This window comes from Anabaena sp. FACHB-595 (genome assembly GCF_048568275.1).
In the GTDB taxonomy this organism is placed as follows: domain Bacteria; phylum Cyanobacteriota; class Cyanobacteriia; order Cyanobacteriales; family Nostocaceae; genus Trichormus.
Genome location: NZ_CP183473.1, coordinates 3470649 through 3492400, shown reverse-complemented (window position 1 = coordinate 3492400; position 21752 = coordinate 3470649). Strand labels below are relative to the sequence as shown.

16 protein-coding genes are annotated in these 21752 nt (G+C 35.7%); 5 read left to right on the top strand and 11 right to left on the bottom strand.

Annotated features, from left to right (window positions below):
* Positions 1-274 precede the first annotated feature (274 nt).
* A complete protein-coding gene (locus ACN222_RS14315; RefSeq protein ID WP_010997020.1) occupies positions 275-1579 on the top strand; it encodes a hypothetical protein in 1305 nt (434 codons plus the stop codon).
* Between the two features lie 39 nt (positions 1580-1618).
* A complete protein-coding gene (locus ACN222_RS14310; RefSeq protein WP_231865460.1) occupies positions 1619-2308 on the top strand; it encodes a hypothetical protein in 690 nt (229 codons plus the stop codon).
* Positions 2309-2486: 178 nt separating this feature from the next.
* On the opposite strand, the gene ACN222_RS14305 is transcribed toward ACN222_RS14310, so the two are convergent.
* The 11 genes from ACN222_RS14305 to ACN222_RS14255 all read right to left on the bottom strand — a co-directional run bounded on the left by ACN222_RS14305 (position 2487) and on the right by ACN222_RS14255 (position 16582).
* Entirely contained in the window at positions 2487-3704 is a 1218-nt protein-coding gene (locus tag ACN222_RS14305; protein ID WP_010997018.1) for a glycosyltransferase family 4 protein, read from the bottom strand.
* An 18-nt stretch (positions 3705-3722) separates the two neighbouring features.
* Positions 3723-4562, bottom strand: a complete 840-nt coding sequence (locus tag ACN222_RS14300) for a glycosyltransferase family 2 protein (protein ID WP_010997017.1) — start codon at positions 4560-4562, stop codon at positions 3723-3725.
* A 2-nt stretch (positions 4563-4564) separates the two neighbouring features.
* Entirely contained in the window at positions 4565-5521 is a 957-nt protein-coding gene (locus tag ACN222_RS14295) for a class I SAM-dependent methyltransferase (RefSeq protein WP_010997016.1), read from the bottom strand.
* Between the two features lie 22 nt (positions 5522-5543).
* Complete coding sequence (locus tag ACN222_RS14290) at positions 5544-6722, bottom strand: glycosyltransferase (RefSeq protein WP_010997015.1); 1179 nt, start codon at positions 6720-6722, stop codon at positions 5544-5546.
* Positions 6723-6760: 38 nt separating this feature from the next.
* Complete coding sequence (locus ACN222_RS14285; protein WP_096637154.1) at positions 6761-7816, bottom strand: glycosyltransferase family 4 protein; 1056 nt, start codon at positions 7814-7816, stop codon at positions 6761-6763.
* A gap of 42 nt (positions 7817-7858) precedes the next feature.
* Positions 7859-9265 (bottom strand): O-antigen ligase family protein, encoded by a 1407-nt coding sequence (locus tag ACN222_RS14280; protein WP_010997012.1) that lies wholly within the window; start codon positions 9263-9265, stop codon positions 7859-7861.
* Positions 9266-9331: 66 nt separating this feature from the next.
* Complete coding sequence (locus ACN222_RS14275) at positions 9332-10573, bottom strand: glycosyltransferase (protein WP_010997011.1); 1242 nt, start codon at positions 10571-10573, stop codon at positions 9332-9334.
* 115 nt (positions 10574-10688) lie between these two features.
* A complete protein-coding gene (locus ACN222_RS14270; RefSeq protein ID WP_010997010.1) occupies positions 10689-11567 on the bottom strand; it encodes an FkbM family methyltransferase in 879 nt (292 codons plus the stop codon).
* Between the two features lie 129 nt (positions 11568-11696).
* A complete protein-coding gene (locus ACN222_RS14265; protein WP_010997009.1) occupies positions 11697-12461 on the bottom strand; it encodes an FkbM family methyltransferase in 765 nt (254 codons plus the stop codon).
* Between the two features lie 25 nt (positions 12462-12486).
* Positions 12487-13950: a lipopolysaccharide biosynthesis protein gene (locus ACN222_RS14260; protein WP_010997008.1), complete on the bottom strand. Its 1464-nt coding sequence runs from the start codon at positions 13948-13950 to the stop codon at positions 12487-12489.
* A 421-nt stretch (positions 13951-14371) separates the two neighbouring features.
* A complete protein-coding gene (locus ACN222_RS14255; protein ID WP_010997007.1) occupies positions 14372-16582 on the bottom strand; it encodes a GumC family protein in 2211 nt (736 codons plus the stop codon).
* A 1266-nt stretch (positions 16583-17848) separates the two neighbouring features.
* Here ACN222_RS14255 and ACN222_RS14250 point away from each other — a divergent pair.
* From ACN222_RS14250 to ACN222_RS14240, 3 genes are all read left to right on the top strand, one after another.
* Positions 17849-19258: a sugar transferase gene (locus tag ACN222_RS14250; RefSeq protein ID WP_010997005.1), complete on the top strand. Its 1410-nt coding sequence runs from the start codon at positions 17849-17851 to the stop codon at positions 19256-19258.
* Entirely contained in the window at positions 19255-20265 is a 1011-nt protein-coding gene (gene galE, locus ACN222_RS14245) for a UDP-glucose 4-epimerase GalE (RefSeq protein WP_010997004.1), read from the top strand. Before ACN222_RS14250 ends, galE begins: the two co-directional genes overlap by 4 nt.
* A 319-nt stretch (positions 20266-20584) precedes the next feature.
* Positions 20585-21700, top strand: a complete 1116-nt coding sequence (locus tag ACN222_RS14240) for a metallophosphoesterase family protein (protein WP_010997003.1) — start codon at positions 20585-20587, stop codon at positions 21698-21700.
* The last annotated feature ends 52 nt before the right edge of the window (positions 21701-21752 follow it).

Here is a 21752-nt window from a genome sequence, read left to right as displayed (position 1 = left end):
TAGGGATTTTTACATGAATTTTGTTTTTTGTGTTATAACCCTAAGTGTGTTGCCCAAAGGATGTATGAAATGATAGCTTTTTGGGCAAAATTTGAGTTAGATCAGGTCACTACCTTAGAGCGAAAATTGCTGCGTTCCACTACAGGCGATCGCCAAAATTTTGGCTCTATATAAATAAATTATATTTCCGTAAGATCACTATTTTCAATTAATAGATTTTACGTATAAATTGCTGGCATCTTTGCGTAAAGTTTTTGACCGTAGGAAAATTTAGATGAATAAAATACAAACCAATATAAATACTGGTGATTTTAGCTCTCCATTTATTGGTACTAACTATACTTTCTGGAACGTGGGGACAAGATTAATCACTCTGCTGCTGGTATTTACGGCTATTGCTAACAAATCGGCAGTTGCGGCAGATAATATTGCCACTGAAGACCAACAGCCCCAATTGAGTAACTATCAAAAACCGCAAGACTTTTTTACAGCATCTAAAGTTAATTTACAACCCAATATTAGCCTGAAGCAAAGGTTACAAGCACATCAAAAAAGTCGCCAGATGGCTCAGTCTGAAACTATCAAAATTAATGATGGTTTTACTGCTAATGTTGCACCAGAAAACTTTAGCAATTCTTTTGCTGAAAATACATTTTCCCCTATAGCTCAAAATGGGTTAGCCACAAATGAGCATTCCCTCCAAGAGCGATTTACTTCTCCAGTTAGTAAGCCGGAATTACTGACAGAGCAACAGGTTAATGTATCCCAACAAATACCATCTCAAATTCTTGCCCAAATAGACTCATCAGAAACAGTGGGTGATACTTTTGGCGATACTAATAGGTTACGCCAAGAACTTTTAATTGAACCAATTGTTAAACCCAGGGAAGCTTCAAAAGCTTCTCCTGGTTCAACAGCTGGTACTCCTTCTGCCTATGGTGCAAGTTTCGGTCAGGCCTATATTGGTGGTGGTTTATTTTTTCCTCTAGAAGATAACAAAGATAGGGTAGATGGTTCTTTATCTGTTGGTTTTGGGTTAGGAGATTCTGCTAAATCTGTAGGGCTGGAAGTTAACGTCAATATTACTAGTGTGGGTGGTGGCGACACTTTTGATTTTGGTGATAGCGGTGGTGTGGGATTCAAGCTACATAGGTATTTGGGCGATGGTACAGCAGTAGCTGTAGGATGGTCAAATGCTATTAAATGGGGAGATGTAAGTAGCTCTAAAGATACCATCTATGGTGTAGTTACTAGGGCGTTTCCACTGCAACCCAAGAACCCAAATAATCAATTACCTTTGACTATTTCTGTCGGCCTTGGTAGTGGTGCTTTCCGTTCTAAAGGTGCAATAGATGCCAATGAAAATCCGGCAAATCTTTTTGCTAGTTTAGGTTTGAGAGTTATACCTCAAGTATCTTTAGTCAGTAGCTGGACGGGAAATCGTCTCAATATGGGTGCTTCTTTTGCCCCCTTCAAGAAGACACCTATAGTTATCAATGCTGTTTTCACAGATGTTACTAGTAACTTTAATAGTGGTCTGGGTTTTTCCCTGAGTGCTGGATACAGTTTTCGGTTCTAACTGCTGAGTTATCTTGAAATTTCCTCAAAAGTAATGGCAATGAAGAAACAACAATTTTCTCTGAGTCTCGTTCTAACTTTGATTATTTCCGCTTATTTAGCGGGTGCGCCTGTGAGAGTATATGCTGGTGGCGGTGGCATCACAGGCGGAAGTGAAGACTCTTCCTCATCATCTGGTGATAGTTTTAATCCAGCAGATTCTCAATCTTCTCCTGAACTTGCCCCTGGTGTGAATATAGAAATTGGTAGTGATGGCGGTCTTAGCACATCAGCAGAAACTCAAAGTAGTTTAAATGCAGCGATCGCTAATGTATTAAGCCAAACCCCAGCAGCAAATAGTGTAGCAGCAAATATCATAGCTATCTTGCAAGGAGGGGCAAATGCGGCCGCAGCAGCTAATCAGCTACAGTCTTCTTTAGTAAGTTTAGGAGTTCCCGGCTCTTCAGCGCAGGCACTGGTCAGTGCTTTATTGGGTCTAGCTGGGAATAAATCGGCATCTGCGTCGGGTTTTATTGTAGGCACTAAAGGTTTAATCACCAATTCAGTAATAGCCCAAAAAGAAGCTTCCCCAACTCTCAATATTAATAATTTGAATGCTGCTATTAATGCTTACAACAAAATTGTGATGGAAAGTAGTCCAGAGGTTCTTCAACAACTGGCAAAAGATGCAAATTTTCGGGAAATTGGTAATTTACTCAAGCAATTAAGGGCTGCTTTGAGTCAAAGTTAAAAGTTCAATGCGATGATATTAAAGTTATTAGAGGTGCAATTGACAATCCTTTGGCTAAAGCCAGAGGATTATTGTTTTCAAAATCCAAATAGTATGAGATGAGACGTAAACTGAAATTAGTAAAACGGATACTGTGACTAATTTCACGACTTTGGCAGGAGATTTTGCTGACCAGAGGTTACAGCATATTTATTTCTTGGTAAGCATCATCTTCAAATAAAATTTGTTGATATTCCTCTAAGGCACGCTGAAAAGTGTATCTACTTTCATAAATTTTACGTGCCTTTTCACCCATTATCTTAACTCTTTGGTTGTCATTAGCTAATTCATAGATTAAATTGGCAAGTTGTTGCGGATTATGGGGAGGTATATTTATACCGCAATTAGAATTTGTTAAAAGCTTATCGATGTATGAATTGGTTGCAGAGATAGCAATAATTCCTCTACCTGCGGCTAGCATTCCGTAGAGTTTAGAAGGTGCAACTATTGATTCTGCTCCAGGTATTAGACTAACTAGTGAAATGTCGCAAGCTGTAAGAGATAGAGGTAGCACTTCTCTAGACTGGTAAGGTAATAAAATTATATTCTTTAGTCCATCCGTTTGAATTGCTTTCTCAACTAATTTCGTTTTCGCTCCAGCACCAATAAAGACAAATTGAATAGGACTATCTTTTAGGATTTTGGCTGCTTCAGTAATAGTTTCTATATCATGCAATCTCCCCAAATTACCGGAGTATAAAACTGTGAAATTTTTATCAAAATTGTGCTGTTTAGCAAAATCATTTTCTTGCTTATCACAGCCAATAATATTTTCTAATGCCCAATTTTCAATTACTTTAATTTTGTGTTTTAATTCAGGATATTTATTTTCTAAAAAGCACTGCATAGAAGTACTGAGTACTACAATTTTGTCTGCAAACTTATAAGTTAAATAATTTAATTTACTAAAAAAAATAAATGAAAAGCTATTTTTTTGTAAAATGCCAGACATTACAGCAGATTCAGGGAATATATCTTGGAGTAAAAAATAATATTTACCACCGCAAATAATTTTAAAAATAGTACCTAAAAGGCCTGCATACGGTGGATTAGATGCAATGAGTAAAGTAGTAGTATGGGGTAGAGAAAATAATAAATATTTCAATCCTCCCAACAGGAAAAATATTGAGCTAATCCCTTTACTTAAAATACTAGTGCTAGATGCAATGGGAGAAAAGGCACGTTGGACTGTGAGTAGGTTGGATAATGCAGGTTTAGTATGATCTGCCTGAGAACCTGTAAATATATCCACATGATAACCTTTTTGGGACAGTCCTGTGGCTAAGTCAGTCATTAATTGGGCAGTAGCAGCATAGCTAGGATAAAAATATTGAGTAATAATTGCAATTTTTTCCATGTATTTATTTTGGCGTTATCAAAGAGGTAATCCAGATTTTTTACGTCTTAGTTCTATGATTTTGACAACTGTCATAAATTCATACATGGCATAAAGTAGACAGAAAATAAGAGCCGTTATTCCTTCTAAAAAACCTAATCTTAGGAAATACATTTGAATAAATCTGACAATAGGACGCATAAACCAAAGTTTAGCCGCCAATAATCTCAGTTTTAGTTTGCGTTCAGTTCCTAATGCAGATGTTTTACCTGTTTCCAGAAAATCCACAACTTTTTGAGCATCCCAAGAAGAATAGCGATTATGCCGTTCTAACCAATCTCCAAATCCTTTAGAGTTAGCATAATGATCGTAAGGAATATTAATTCTGCTAACTTTAGTACCAGCAGAAAAATGTTCCCAAACGCCACCTGTAAATGTAACTTCTCCTAGTTTAAGTAACCGAGAATGCCAATTAGGATATCCTTGTGTAAGCTTCAGCCATTTACCCCAAAATAGATAACGCGCAGGCAGTTCATAAGCATTATATTCTTGATTATTAGCAGAACAGATACGTTGTATTTCTGCTGCTAAATCGGGTGGAATAATTTCGTCAGCATCTAAAAAAAGCACCCATTCACTCTTTAATTGACAGTTTTCTAAAGCCCAGTTGCGTTGTTCAGAAATTTTGAATGGTGGAGGTTGAATATGGGTAAAAACTTTGATTCCTAAAGCTTCTGCTAACTGTATTGTTCCGTCAGTGCTACCTGAGTCTACAACAATAATTTCTTGACACCACTGTAAAGAATTTATACATCGTTCCAGGTTGCAGACTTCATTCTTAGTCAGAATAATAGCTGAAACTTGACATAAATGTGACATACTTATTTTTTGAAAATGATTAACATTTCTTCTTCTAGCAATGCTTGTTTTAAGAATGGTTGCATGGGTGATGAAAGAAAATCTAAAAAATCAACAATTTTGAGTGCAGCACTTTTTAAACTACTCAATTGTTGGTTATTTGGCTTTTCATTAATGCCGCCCAAGTTTACTTTTGCTTTTTCTTTTCCCCCAAACATTAAACCAACACTATTTAAAAGTGCTTGGTGGAAAATTGATATTCCTCTACCACGACGACTGCTTTTATGGATACAAGTAAAACCTAATTTTTCGCACGCCATTATCAAAGATATAAAATTAGGAAAACTAATATGATCGGGTGGAGAAACCCAAGAAACATTTTTACCAAATAATCGTGAACTGATAGAGTCTAGATTTGGTCCTTCTAAAATGAATAGTCCGTCTTTCTTAATGGAATCATAAATTTTTTCTAGTAAATCTTGAGGATCTGGTACATGTTCTAGTACGTGTCTAAGAATTAAAACATCGAATTGGTTATATTGTGTTTCAAAAAAACCTGAAGTTATGTTTATTCCTAATTGTTTACTACCCATCTCTGCTGTTGTTTTACTTAATTCAAACCCTTTAGCAGAATAGCCAAAATTTTGCAGGTTATATAACAAGTACCCCCAGGAACAACCTATTTCACCCACATTGTGGGCTTCCGGGTGATGCAACTTAATTAAATTTGCATATTCCTTCGCTTCGGCAGTAATTTTAGGATTATTTGCAGCATCAATTAAATTATTTTCAGTTTTCGCATATGAGGCCATGAAATAACTTTGAGAATAATAATTCTCTAATTCATGATCATCGATTATTTCATGTAAAAACAAAAAGCTACAGTCTAAACACTTACTAACATTATACGATCTAACATTTTTCCAGTGAGGGACAATATTATGAGAACCACAGAGAATACATTTTTCAAGGTTTTTCATGGTTTATTCCTGTTCAATTCACTTATTGATTAATAATTTCAAAATAATTATTAGCCATTTGTAGAGCAGTTCTTTTTATAGAATATGTAGATTCTACATATTTTCTAGATGCCAATATTACCTCTTGCATTTTTTTAGGATATTGAATAAATTCCCTAATAGCCTCAGTCCACTCTGATACCACTCTAGAACGCACCCATCCCACGCAACCTTCAGTCACTTCATCATGTAATCCTACTTTGTCTGAAATTAAAACAGGACATCCACAGGCTAAAGACTCGACGACAACGTTACCGAAATTTTCATGTCGGCTGGGTAAAACAAACAAATTAGCAGCAGAGTAGATTACCGGTAGTTCTTTAGGTTCACATCTTTCTAGGAAAAGAACTCTATCTGAAAGGTTAGCAGATTGAAACTGCTGCTGTAGTTTCACTTGAGTACCATCATCATCACTACCTACAAAAATCATTCGCCAGTTCAGGTGTTGTAACGGTACTAAAGATTGAGATAATAAATCTAATCCTTTTTTATGATGAAGGCGGCCTACATTTAAAAATATGAATTCATCTTCACCGATGTTATGCGATTTACGCCACGCTTTTGCTCCTTCTAAAGTAGGTTGCCAAAACTCAGTATTTAGGCCGTTAGGAACAATAAAAGATTTTCCTGGTAGTTGTAGCCAATGGCATTCTTGTAATTCTTGCTTGCTAGTGTAGTGTACACCAGCTGCATTTGTCACATTAAAGTGTTCTTGCCAGAAGTAATACAGTATTTTTTTAGCTGTTTTTTGCTGCCAAGAGTAAGGACCAAGTGCGCCTCTAGGTGAAACGATATAGGGAACACCTTGATTTTTAGCTGCTTTGCAAGCTGCGCCACTAGTACGCTGCCACACACCTGTGATATGGATAATGTCAAATTCCTTAGCTCTTGCTGTTACAGCTTGTTCCATACCTGGGCAATTAATACCCATACCTGGTTCTTGCTGAAAATATTTGACTTTGACTTGATTACGAATGACTGGCTGATTAAGGGGTAATTCTGATTGATTTTCTAGTCCAGCATTAGAGGTAAATACCTCTACTTCATGACCAAGGGCGGCTAGTCCCTCACAAAGTCGGCTAACACTGAGAACAGGCCCCCCAAATTTCCAAGCTGGAGCATAAACCGGGATATAGTGTAAAATTTTCAGATTGATTGACATAAAAATAAATACAATAAAGCTGCTATTTAAGTTACATATTATTTGGAGATTTTCATATCTTCAATTATCTGTATAAAAGTTGTTGCCCATATATCTGGATTAAATTTAAATGACAGCCTCAAGCTTTCGTTAAATACCAATTCAAGCTCAGATTCATGGATTGAGGCTGCTTTTACCATAGCTTCATACAAGCTATCTACTGAACTAGGCATGAATAGAAAACCATTTTTATCAGATACTAAATCTGCTGAAGCTCCAACATTTTTACTACAAATAATTCCACAACCAGAGAGAGCTGCTTCATGTACCACAACCCCCCAATGTTCTTCACGGCTAGGTAGTATAAAAAAACGGCTTTCCCTCATAACTTCAGCAATATATTGAGACGGTTTAAAGTCATCTATGATAATATTCGGATTATGATGAAAAAGATTTGCCATGTCACCACAACCAATTACATGGAGGTGCCAATCAGAAAATTCTTTTTGAAACCGATTAAATGCTTGAACAAGTAAATCAACTCCCTTACGTTTAATAAAACGGCCTACAAATAAAAATTTTTTTTTCCTTTGTGATAAAGGTAAGCCAGGATAAAATGTTTCTTGAGAAGCACAGTATAGACCTGTATATATTATTTTAGTTGGTACACCCAGAAAAGAACACAGCTTTATTCCAGATACACCAGGTACCCAAACAGCATTAAACCAGTATCTATAAATAAATCTAAAAACAATGCTGCCTAGCCATTGTCTAGGGTTGTTTTTCCAAGAATTATCTATCATTGAAATAACATGACCCCCATTCTTTCTAACTTCCTTTGCTAAGTCATTAAATCCTTGATTCCTCCATCCTGTTTGAAAAAGAATATCAGGAATAGGAAGTTTCAATCTAGACCAAGAGCAGGAGCTATGAGCATCAATCCAATGTATGGTTTGTCCTATTATATGTTCCATTCCCTCTACAGGTACTGATGGGTGGGAACCTATTACAATTACTTTTTTATTAAATTTATCAATCGCTTTCTTTATTGAATTAGCAGCATATATTGGTAACCCTGACCAAGCTATAGCGACTAAAGGATAATCTTGCATCATAGGAAGTAAATTTTTACAAGGATAAGTAAACGAAAATAATTTTTACTTAGAAAAGTTCTCATTTAATGAAGCAAAAGCAAAAGCAATTGCAATAAAAAACCAAAAGTATTGACCTGCTCCTCCAAAAGAAAAAATATTAAACTCTCCAAGATTTACAAAGAAACATGATAAGTATAAGGACAATATTGACATATTTGAATTATCAATAAAATATTTTATTGAAGAAAATAAGAAAAGTATAAAAGCAATAGTTCCAATAATTCCAGTTTCTTCAAGTATTGCTGATGGTAGTGAGCCTTTTAACGTAGGTACACTAATAGGAACACCTTCGATACCCTCACCAATTTCAAACATTTCATAATCTGAAGGTATACCAAAACCAATTCCTGTAATAGGATAATTATAAAAATTGTTTAGTGATTTTTCTATAACATTACCTCTAGAATCTTCAGCAAGTCTATCAAAAGATTCATAATAACGTCCCTTATTCAAGAAATTATTAACTGGAGATAGTAAAGTTTCATTTAAATTAAATAAAGATAGCGACAAGCTGGTTAAAATAATTATTATTATTGAAAATATATATAATAATTGTTGTTTTCTACAATGTATTTGCAACCTGAGTAAAAAATTAGGTTTAAATATAGCAAATAAAATGATTGAAGTAATTACCGATGCTAATACAGCTAATAAAGCTGTTCTAGTTCCTGAATGAAAAATAGAAAATATCCCTATAAAAATTGCATAAAATATCAATATATTGCTTTTGTTTATATTAATTTGGAAAACTAATAAAGATATAAAAGGAGAACAAAATATACCAAATAATTGGGGATGATCAAGAATACCTTGAAATAAACCATTTTTAGTGAAATAACCTAATGGAGATCCAAGTAAAAATAAGCTTATAGTACAAACAAACAGATATAAAGTAAATAACCATGATAACCAATAAGATACGTCTTTTTTTACAATATGAATTCCAGAAACTAAGGAAAAAGAAAAAAAGATAAAATTCGCAAGTTTCAAATAAGAAATAACAGGATATAAGCTAAATAATGAAATTGAAAATAAAACTAAATAGCATGAGGATATTTGAACTAAAAATTTTTTAGGTACTATTTTTTTATGTAAACAGACAACTAGTATTTTAATACTAGCAACATATAAAACAATCCAGTGAAATTTAGCAAAATTTTCTATGTTATTGAATAAGCCAGAATTTAGGCTTTTGATTAAAAAAGCAATCAATATTGATTGTATTGATTGATTGATGCCAAACAAACTATAAATGCCTAAACCAATAAATATAATTGGTGTTAAGGAAGGAAATAAAAATAGGATAAATATTAATAAAATAAGGTAAACAAAAATATTCCAAAGTATTTTTATATCAATAATATTGCTTTTAATAAAAAAATCATGAATATTTTCTTTAGTATTTATCATCAGAATTTGGTTCTCATCTAGTTATTATAGAACTTAATTAAAGCAAAGAAATATATATCTGCCCATTTATACATAATCATTTATTTGTGCATAAATATGTTGAAACAAAGTATAAGAAAAGTTTTTTACTGAATTTTCCTCTATAAAACTATTTATCATTTTTAAATCAAGATAAGCTGTTTGATGCTGATCATTATTAATAAAATATATGATCCCATTAGCAATTGCTTGAGGTGATGTTGAATCAACAGCTAACCCAAGTCTATTCTGAATTACCAACTGACCCATCAGACCGTAATTAGAAGCCAAAACAGGCTTTTCAGCCGCAGCAGCAAGTAATAATATCCCACTCATCCCAACATGTTTTTGGTAAGGCGCTAGTATCACATCAGCTAGCTGAAAATAGAGGTTAACCTCCTCTTCTGCAATAAATTTATAACAGGTAATTATTTGTATAGGTAAAGATTGAGAAACTATTTTTATTTGACTCTGTATTGATATTTCGTCTGCTGATGATATGGAACCTACTAATAATAAAGATAGCTTTTTACAAAGTCCAGAAGGCATAAGCTTAATAGCCTCTAGTAGCTGATAAATTCCCTTGCGAATAGTTAATTTACCAAACAAAATAAATATTTTTCTGTCATTATCGATTCCAAGCTTTTGACGTAGCTTATCTATTTTAGCTTGGTCAAAATTATATTTTATCACTGGGTCAGCTAAATGAAAGACTTTTGCTTGAGTATGAAGATTTTCGATATGTTTAACTGCGAATTTGTCTAAGGAAAACAAGTATTGAAATTGTGGATTATTTAAAACTCTAGATAAAAGCAATTTTTGCCGCCATCGTCGAAAGATATCTTTCCAAGAAAATGCGTATTTATCAAAATCTGTGTAATGAAATGTAGGTCTAAAATAAATACCAGAAAACTTACAAGGAGATTTTTTTCCAAAAACTATAGGTAATTGAAGAGTATCTAAATACATTAATAAGCAGTGTTCTGCTTTTAGTTCATCAGCATATTTACAATATAAATTCCATTCTTTAAAATATCTTTTTAATAAAAACTGTTTACTAATTAAACCTGAATATTCTTCTAGAGTTATTGATATAAATCTAATTTGTGATTGATCATTCTCTATTTGAATTTTTACAATATCAGAGTGGTCATCTATAAACTTAGGTGATACAACTATATCTAGTTTAACGGGTAAGTTTTCATTACGCCAATAATTAATTAAATGACGAATATAACTTGGATGATGTCCTCCTGCTGCCAAATCGAAAAGCATTATACGGTGATCCATATTAACTAGATTCTGCTTTAGGTATAAATCTTCAAGACTTGAAATTAACTATTTCATGATTATTCAATTTATTGAATAATCATGAAATAAAATGGAACATTTTGTATCTAATTATTCATTTAGGAATACATAGTATATCTCCGTAATCCCGTTCTCCTGGTAATTCTTTAGGAAATCCAGGAACGATAATATCGTATTTATAAGAATAAATAGTATCAATTACAGACTTAGCAGATGAACCATTTTTTTTCAATAAGGCATCTGAAACTTCCATTAAAATAACAGGATGATTTTCTGTTAATACTTTTTTGCACCCTTCTAAGACTAAGTTTTCAGCACCTTCAACATCAATTTTGATGAAGCCAGGCTTCAATGAGTATTTTTCAACAAGAAAGTCTATAGTTGAACTTTCTACCTTACAAGATGTATAAGAATCTCTGGATATTGATGGATGGCTCATCGCGCCAAGACTTGAATATTCTTCTTTGCCAATAACTGTATTAATTTCAACTTCCCCTATTATATTAGAAGCAACACCATTATATGAAATTACTTTTAAGTTAACCTCATTTAGTTCTAGATTATGAATTAACTTTTCAAAAGCATTTTTAGTTGGCTCAATTGATAAAACTCTATTACGCTGATTAATTTTTTTAGCACATAAAACACTGTAAAACCCTATATTTGCACCCACATCTATTATATCTTTATTGAAATCAATATACTTAGAACAATATTCAACAAGCTTTGGCTCATAATATCCTTCTAGAAGAATACGACGCAATAAAGTTGAGCGTTTATCAATCAAAAAATTTCCATTAAACTCATCAACGTGAATTACTGGATCTGTGACTAATATTTCGCAAAGTTGATTATATGCTTTAATTCTAAAATCACTATTTTTCCTCAAAAAATATCTTCTGATATTTATAATTGGTGAAATCAGTTTCATTAAAGTAGGATTATGTTTGATATATGAATTCAAGGTAAGCATGATTTTCCTTCATTTATATTTTACTAATCAGGGCTGTAGAAGATTTTTCTATTTTAAGATATACATTTTAAATTAATCCTCTAGCAAGACTTTAAAAAATGAGCTTTTTTCATTGAATTGAAATCAATATTATCGTACATAAATGTTTTCAAATATTCCATCTACTTGAAGATGCACTCCAGATGGGCTAATCAGAGGGCTAGAAAGACCTATTAGCCGAAATCCTAAATCACACACATAACGGTAAATTTCATCAAATTGAGGGCTATCTTCATACAAAGTCTGGAAGCTCATTTCTATAAAGCAATACTTTGAGTGGCGGACTGTATTAATTCCTCCTTCAATAACTTTTTTTTCAAACCCCTGAACATCTATCTTAACTACATTAGGTTTTGGAAGCTGATTTTCCTCCACATATTTATCTAGACAAGAAACTTGAACAGGTATTTTGTAACTATTACCCATACCAGATATTTGTTCTTTTAAATACTTGGAAGTTGGAAGAAAAGAACTGCAAGCAGTCCAGTTATTAACATACATGGGAAAACAGCCTTCTTTATTACCTAAAGCAACATTATGACAATTAACTTTATGGAAAGGCTTCATACGAATTTCTAATTGCTCAAAAACATCTATAAGAGGTTCAAATGCGTGGACAGAGGAAACATTTGGAAGTTTAGCAAGACAACTAGATACGGTACCTTTAGCTGCACCAATATCGTAAACTACTAAATTTTCTCCTCCTAATGTAGGTTTCAATTTAAGAAAAAACTCTCTTTCATCTGCGTTTAGCTTATGGGAAGCTGCTAAACCAGTTTCACGAACTTTGTAGGATGAGTAAGCATGTGCGTGAATAGAGTGTACCCATAATGCAATTTTTTTCAGATAAGTCATTAGTATTCCTCTAACAAAAATGTAATTATACCTTCAGCATTTTATTGATTGATAATTTCTGTTCTTGAAGAAAATTTTTTCCTAAGAAAACAACTTGAAAAGCCAGTATTCCAAATCTTAGCCATATTGATAAATAATTTCCCAAGTAAATTTCCAGGAGACTTATCAAAATAAAAATTATTAGATATTTTTCAATCCATTTCAAATATTCTTTTAGCTTCAAACCGAATTTTTTAAAAAGAATAAAATTTAAAGCCTGGGTTACAATAAAACCAGAATTTCCGACAATAGCACCCAGTAGTCCATAGAAAGATGCTCCAACATAAATCATAAGTAATGAAAAGAGGCTACAAGAAAGTATAACTTTCATCAATGAACCACTTAGACCTATACCCAGCAAAATATAGTACGCCGAACCACTGATTGAATATAAAGTGTAAATAATGATTCCAATCTTAAATGCTAATAAATATATCTCTGAATAATCTTGCTTAAAAATAAATTTACTAAAAATTGGGGAAATTACTAAAAGCATCCCACCAAGACCAAATGCAATTCCTGCATTCATCTGATAAGCTTGCTTTATTTTAATTTTTAAAGCGTCACTATTGAAATTATCCTGAGATGCTATAGTTGATAACTTAGGTAATATGGGTTGTACAACAGTTGCTGAAAAATTGTTTATTTGAGAACAAACACTAGTAATTGCCGAATATACTCCTAACAATTTTGAACCTAGTAATGCCCCAACGATAATTTTATCAAACTGACTAAATAGAACATTACCAATAGAGGTAATCCAAACTGAACAACTATATCGAATAATCTCTAATACCTTCGCCCAATTCCAAGATATTCTAATTCTGTGATCAGTTATTTTGAGTAGCGTCAGAGTTAACCAAGCATGACACCCAAGAGTTATAACACCAACGAAAACCTGCCATTCCATTAGAACAATTATACTCGCACCCTGCCAAGCTAGAATCATCATTCCAATATTTGCAAATACACCTTGCAGAGTATTAAGTAAATTATTCAAAGCATACTTCTCATAGGCTTGCTCTGTACCACCAAAGACACCTTGTACCATGCGACACCAAATAGCTACACCACCCCACTTCAGTGTTGGTGTAATTATTAAACGCTGTGCATCACTCAAGTTTGGAAATGAAGCTGCAACAATAGGTGAAATAAAAAATAGGATGGTAAATATCAGTGTCGCTAAAACAAACATAGCCCCACCGATCATCGTTAAAGTTGTCAGAAGGTCATCTTTGTGACCACGCCCTAAATCTCTCGATGTAAAAAATGTAGTTGATGCAGATAATCCACCTTCTGCTAAACTCACAACTACCAATGTACTTGAAACAAGCGTCCATAATCCATAGTTTTCAATTCCAAGGGAACGAATTAGAATAGGAGTAGAAACAATACTCACTAATAGGCGAGTAGAATTTCCTACAAGATTATAAAATCCGTGTCTAAGCATTAGATTATCTGATGAAAAGGAAGCATTATTTAGTAACTCAAACTTTCAAGGCTACTTAATTTTATAAGTAGCATAAAAGCTTGATGTACTAGCGGATTTTATACCTGTTAAATGTTCTTTATTAAACCTATTTAAAATCACTTGATTCAAATAAACAGTAATATTGAACTTTGGAAAATCATCTCCAACTAAATTGAAACAAACTAGTTTTACTAGGAAAACATGCTTCTGTTCCAAAAAATTTAAAGTCATCAATGTTCTTTTACAAGACAAGCTTTTAGCTAACTAGCTTGATTTTTCAGAGATCGAACTGGATTCTTATATACCAACCGTATTAACTTCATGTTTCGCCTATAACTTTACCCAAGCTAAATCTTTAACACCTCAGAGATAACACGGGTTTCTCTAAAATATTAACCAGTTACAGCAGTCTTAACCCAGTAATCTTACTTAAATTAGACTTAATCCTATCCTTCTTGCTAGAATTACTCTCTCCAGTATTTTTATGGGAGTAGTAGTAACTGTAGTCATTACTATCAGTAGCTACACAATTCACCACCATTCCCAAGACTGGCACACGCGAATGCTCAATAAGTGTCTTTGTAGTCTTAGCCGCAGCCGAATTAACCACACCAGGACGTACAACCAATAGCATTCCATCCGCCATCTTGCTTACTATCGAAGCATCCGCCAAAACACTTAAAGGTGGAGTGTCAATAATTACGCAGTCATAATCTTTAGCCGCTTGTTGGAGTAACGCATTCATACGCTGTGAATCTAGTAGTGCAGCTGGGTTAGGCGGTATAGTACCAGAAGTAAGTAATTCTAGATTAATTACCACTTCCTTAGCAGCTTCGGCTAGGGTAGCCTGACCCACTAAAACATTGCTTAATCCCATCAAGTTAGGTTGCTGCCACATTTCATGTTGACGTGGGCGACGCATATCTGCATCAATCAATAATACTCGCCGTCCCATTTGGGCAGTTGCTACCGCCAAATTAGCAGCAATAAAAGACTTACCCTCATTCATCACGCAACTGCTAACCACAATTACCTTCAGTTTCTTATCAGAAAAGGTGAAACCCAGATTAATCTGGAGCATTTCAAAGGCTGCATTAACTGAAGAGTAAGGGTTATTGAGTACTGGTAATTCGGTAATACTCTCACCACGAGCCAGTCTCACTTTTTGATCAAAAACTGGAATTGTACCCAATAAAGGATAATCCAACAACTGTTGAGCTTCTTCTAGTGTCCTCACAGACTTGTCTCCAGCCTCTAGCAATAAAGCTGCACCAATAGCTAAGAAAAAGCCTAAAAATCCACCAAGTGCTAAATTCAAGAGGATACGAGGAGAAACTGGTGTTTTGGGAAGTAAAGCTTCAGAAACAATCCTGGCATTACCCACATTCTGATTTTCCACCACCTCAACATCTTGCAATCGTTTTAGCATTTGTTCATAGGTTGTTTGGGCTATCTGTAGCTGTCGTTGTAACTGTAGTTGTTGTTGTTCTAACTTGGGTAGGACTCTCAGACGTGCTTGATAAAGTACAAATGCCTTCATCAACACACCAACTTGATTTTCTAATCCCAATCGTTCAACTTCCACCTGCACCAAGTTAGCGGTTAGAGCCTGTTTGAGTTCCCCTATTTGTAAATCTTGCTCTGGAATCGGCTGCGAACTACCTAAAGTTTTGCTAACTCTTCCTTCTAGCTGTGCTTTGAGAGCTTGTTCTTTATTTAATAAATTAGCAATAACCGGGTGTTCCTCAGTAAATCGTGACCTCTCTACAGCTAACTGGTCTTGAACCTTTTGGTATTCTGATAGCACTTGTTGTACTGCATTGGATTGGCTTAAGCTGCTCAGTGCCATAGCTTGCTTGGTGTTCAATTCCAATTGATTTTGCAAAGCACCAGAACGAGTTCTAGCATCAACCAACTGTGCGCGCAGTAGAGTCACCTGTCCGGATAATTCATTGAGCCTTTTGACTCCTTGTATAGCTTCTTCTTGTAGGGAAACAACCTCGTATTTTTCTTTGAACCGACGTAGTGCTGCTTCTGCTTCTGTGACTTTCGCTTCGACTAGAGGTAATTGCTTGCTTAAAAATTCCCGTGCGGCTGTAGCTTCAGAACGGTTATTGCGAACATTGTTCTCCAAATAAGCGCTCATTAACTTATTGACAATCGCTGTTGCTTCTTTAGGATCAGCACTACGATAAGAAAGTTGTAAAATATCCGTCCCTCGGACACTTTTAATTTTTAAGTTCCGGAGAAAATCATCTATTTCTAAAGGTTGTCCCTGTTCATCCTTAAGCTGGGACTCAGCAATGGTTTTTTGAATTATGGGGTTTGAGCGAATGATTTCTGCTTCAGTTTCCAAAGGATTAGAAAGATTTGTCACCCCACTGAGTTGCCCCAGTTGCTCACTTACCCCTGTTAGGGAAGAAACGCCACTTTGCTTATTAAAAAGGAGTTTGCCATCAGCTTCATAAATTGGTTTTTGGCTAAAAGTAACCAACCCTGTGACTCCAAATACCGACCCTATAATCGCGGCTATCAGCAACCAACGTCTTTTTACAATCAGCCAATACTGTTGGAAGTTAATCAGGTCTTGATCGTCTTGTTGGGAAGGCATAGTTCAGATAATACCCTAAAGATTGACACTACTAAAAATTAGTTATTTCATTTATATTGATGTAGAACAGTAATGCAGCCAAATAAAGGAAATATTCAACATTTATTCAGTTATATAGGAATCCGATTTGATTTCTAAAAAATTCTCATTATCTGTAGGGTGGGCATTGCCCAACGCCACTTGCTCCAAGCCGGGAAACCCTTTCAGCAGTTACTCCACTTGGGGAAACCCCAAGACCGTACTGCTTCACCAACGCAGTGGCTCCCCTACGTATATTTCAAAAATCAAGTATGAGTCCTATAGAATTCCTAGAATTTTTTTGAAATCCACCTAGATCAGTACCTATCAAACTAGGGGTATTGTAGGCATTGTTCACTCTAAAATTAAGCTTCGAGTGTCCGGGCTTTTTTCAAGCATTATGCTAGGTTTTTCCATTGATTAAAGCTGTGAAACTGTAATCATTGTTCGCTGATTTATTTTCCTTAATTACTGCTACTGATTGAATGCAACCTGATTTAAATAATCAATAAAGATTTAATAAAAGATTATCAAGCTTTTTCCCCAGAATAGCCTACGTATTTTCACTGTTCTTTTGTCTGGCGTAATATCTATTTATCTAGCAGATCAAATAAAAGCCGTGTGTGTTGTCACACAGTCCAACGTAAAATCTTGATATATGTTGCTAGACGTTAGCTACTGCATCATACATCCCACTTTTGCTAAGTTTTTACGCTTTTATTACGCTTTTATGTTGTTCTGCGTGCTTACCTTGGTAAATACTAAGTTATATTTATTTTTTTATCAAAAATCTTGGCGATCGCTGAAAGACCATACAAGCGTATTGCAAAAATTAGATATGGCATATCTTTCATTTAAAAATTTCAAACTCAAAAAATGAAAATCATCTGACATTAAAAATAGGAATAGATTGATTTTGTATATTTTTATTAAAAATTAATTTGATTAATCCATCAAATATTCTCAGCATTTTACGTAATATCCACATGGTTGTATCACTATAAACAGGATTAAAAATAAAGGGTTAGTAAATTACTCTCGAAAACTCGTCTTTTTTTGACTGACCATACATTGCTTTTCTTTTTGGGTATTAGAATTGCACTTCTTCATGTCAATGCTGAATATTTTGTGTTTTGACAGATTTTCAAGTATTTGAGATTTTCACATCTACCGCTAAGAGTTCCAGAGTAATTACTTTTTGTATCTCATCTTATCTGTAATCTTGGAAATTTTTAGTAGCCTACATACATGGTTATTACTCTTACTGCTGGAAAAAAAATCAGTAATTCACATCAGACCCGTAATATTCTCTGTGTATTGCTGCTGATAGGAGATATTTTGGGTTTGGTGTTGAGTTATTCCATGTGTCTATGGTTGAGATTGGGTAAGAATTTGCATGGTTTTGACCCGTTAATTTATGTATTTTTCTTTCTAGTTCTCGCAGGGTTGTATTTAGCAGATACCTACCATCCAGATAGACAAATTGCAGGTTTACGCGCCCCATCCCGCATTTTGATTAGTAATTTTGTAGTTGGCGCTATCATTGCAGCACTCATTTACTGTACCAGTGCTTGGGGAACAGACTTGCTTCTGAAACGGGGAATTTGGCTTCCTAGCTTAGGGCTATTTACTATCTGGGCTATGTGGTTAAGAATAGGAGCAGCAAACTGGGCAAAAACCCAAGCTCAACACAGTCGTTGGTTAATTTTGGGCGCAGGTAAAAAAGCCATCCTCTTTGGCAAAACTTTTCTCGAACGCAGTTCGTTGGGGCGCTTGATTTTTCTCACAACAGCAGAGCAGAACAGCAATGAGTTAACAGAAAATCATCGAGTTTCTGTAGGAAGTCTGAATGACTTATCCGAATGGAGCCAACAACCTTGGTCAGGGGTAGTAGTGACGACTCCAACGGAGTTATCTGATGTACAAATGCAACAACTGATGCAGTTGCGTTTATCTGGGGTTTCCATTTACGGTCTTCCCGATGTTTGTGAAACCTTGTGGTATAAACTTCCCTCATCTCTGCTTGAGGATAATTGGCTGGCTTTTGGTAATGGTTTTAATTTAACTGCTGACAGCATTAGTCAAAAGCTCAAGCGCTCAGTAGATATTATGCTGACGTGCTGTTTATGTGTGTTTTTATCTCCATTGATGTTGTTGGCAGCTTTAGCAATTAAGTTAGATAGCCCTGGCCCGGTGTTCTACTCTCAAATACGCACTGGACTAGAAGGTAAGCCTTTTAAAGTTTACAAATTTCGCTCCATGTATCAAGATGCCGAAAAACGTGGGGCGCAGTGGGCAGATGAACGAGACCCACGAATTACCAGAGTAGGGCGTTGGTTACGCCTAACTAGAATTGATGAATTACCACAGATATTAAACGTTATCTGGGGAGAAATGAGCCTTATTGGCCCTCGTCCAGAAAGACCAGAATTTGATGTCAAACTGCGTCAAGAAATTCCCTATTATGATTTGCGTTATGTCGTCAAACCTGGTATTACAGGCTGGGCGCAGGTCATGTATCCCTACGGCGCATCAATTGAAGATGCTTACGAAAAGCTAGCTTATGACCTCTACTACATCAAGAATTACTCCCTAGCTTTAGATTTAGCGATCGCTCTCAAAACTATTCGAGTAGTATTATTAGGTAAAGGTAGATGAATCAAAAAGTTTTAGTTACCGGTGGTGCTGGCTACATTGGTTCTCATGTGGTGCGCCAGCTAGGTGAAGCCGGCTACGATGTTGTTGTGTATGATAACTGCTCTACAGGTTCACCCCAAGCCGTACTACATGGTGAGTTAATTATCGGTGATTTAAAAAATTCCGAATGCCTTTCTCAAGTATTTCATCAACATAAATTTACGGCAGTTTTACACTTCGCCGCTAGCCTGAGCGTACCAGAATCTGTTGCCCGTCCCCTAGACTACTACGCTAACAACACGCGCAACACTTTAAATTTACTTCGTTGTTGTCACGACACAGGTGTTAACCAAATAATCTTTTCTAGCACCGCAGCCGTTTATGGACAACCGGAAACTGCCGTTGTCACCGAATCTACAGCAACTGAACCGATTAATCCCTATGGACGCTCAAAACTTTCTTGTGAATGGTTGATTCGTGACCACGCCAAAGCTTCTGATCTACGCTATGTCATTCTACGTTACTTTAATGTTGCCGGAGCCGAACCCGGTGGGCGATTGGGACAGATGACAAAAGACGCATCTCATTTAATTCGTGTCACTTGTGATGCTGCACTCAAACGCAGATTAGGAGTAAAAATTTTTGGTACAGATTTCCCCACACCAGACGGAACGGCAATTAGAGACTACATTCATGTAGAAGACCTCGCAACAGCACATTTAGACGCTTTAGTTTATTTAGAGCAAGGTAACAGCAGCCAAATTCTTAACTGTGGTTATGGACAAGGCTATAGTGTCCGTCAAGTTATCGACCGGGTGAAGGCAATTTCTGGCGTAGATTTTCCGGTGATAGAAGCGGAGCGTCGTTCTGGTGATCCGGTTTGTGTGACAGCTTGTACTGATAAAATTCGTCAAGTATTAGGATGGCAACCTAAATATGACGATATAGATCAAATAGTTCATAGTACCCTCGCTTGGGAAATGAGTAAACAAGAATTGTTCCTCAATTCACTAGCTGGCGCTGCTTAACTAATTCGCAATTCGTAATTAAGGACTCAACACTTTTTACTCATCACTCAATACTTTGTTCATCGAGAAAGTCTATGTGATCACTAAGGAACAAAATCTTAGTTAAGAATTGCAAATTCTGAATTATAAATTGATAGAAACCATAAGGGATCAAAATCAGACTGAGGATTTAAGCAAGAGACTCACTGAAAAAGCGATAATTTTATCCGTTTGTACAAATATTAAGACAAGTAGTTCTTAAGCAGGTTCACGAAGCAAAGGTTATACTTTGTGGAAAAGACCTGCTTAAATTACTGTTTTTAATCACTTTTGGAAATCAATGGTGCTAAATTTTCGCTTTGCTGTAGTCAGCGACTTACACATCGCGCTTCCTCACACAATCTGGGATCATCCTAGCCGATTTCATTTGGTAGAAGTGGGTATTCCCGCTTTTGAAAGTGCCATCAAACATTTAACAAAACTTAATTTAGATTTTCTTCTGCTCCCTGGAGATTTGACCCAGCACGGTGAACCAGAAAACCATAGATGGTTACAAGAAAGATTATCTAAACTACCTTTTCCTACTTATGTTGTCCCTGGTAACCATGATGTTCCTGTAGTCATGGCCAATGAGCAATCGATCGCTTGTGCTGATTTTCCCCAGTATTATCGTCAGTTTGGTTATGACAACACTGAGCAACTTTACTACACTCAACAATTATTACCTGGAGTAAGATTAATTGGTCTAAATTCTAACTTTTTTAACGAACAAGGCCAGCAAGTAGGGCGTTTAGATGCCCAACAATTCCAATGGTTAGAAGAAGTATTAGCAGCAGCAGTTGATGAACTGGTGTTAGTGATGGTGCATCATAATGTAGTTGAACATTTGCCCCATCAATCTCGCCACCCAATGGCATCTCGCTATATGTTGGAAAATGCACCAGAGTTAGTGCGGCTATTGCAACGCTATGGGGTCAAATTAGTATTTACAGGCCACCTACACGTCCAAGATGTTGCTTGTGCTGAAGGTGTATATGATATTACCACAGGTTCTTTAGTCAGCTATCCTCACCCCTACAGAGTTTTAGAGTTTCATCGTGATCAGCAGGGTCAGGAATGGTTGCAAATTCTCTCTCATCGGGTGGAATCAGTCCCAGAGTTTCCCAATTTACAACAATTATCACGAGATTGGATGGGCGATCGCTCTTTTCCTTTCCTAGTAAAACTACTTACTCTATCACCATTAAATTTACCATTAGCCCAGGCACAAGAACTAGCTCCCAGCTTGCGGGACTTTTGGGCAACAATCGCCGATGGGGATGCAGTATTGGACTACCCCCAATTCCCGCAACAAGTACGCCGCTATATTCAAACCTATAGTGCGATCGCCCACACTGGTACCCCCACCATGATTGATAACAACAGCACCCTATTGTTAGACAAAATTGGGAAATAAACTAGGATTGGGGATTGGGGATTGGGGGGAGAGTTACTTTGACTGTTGACTG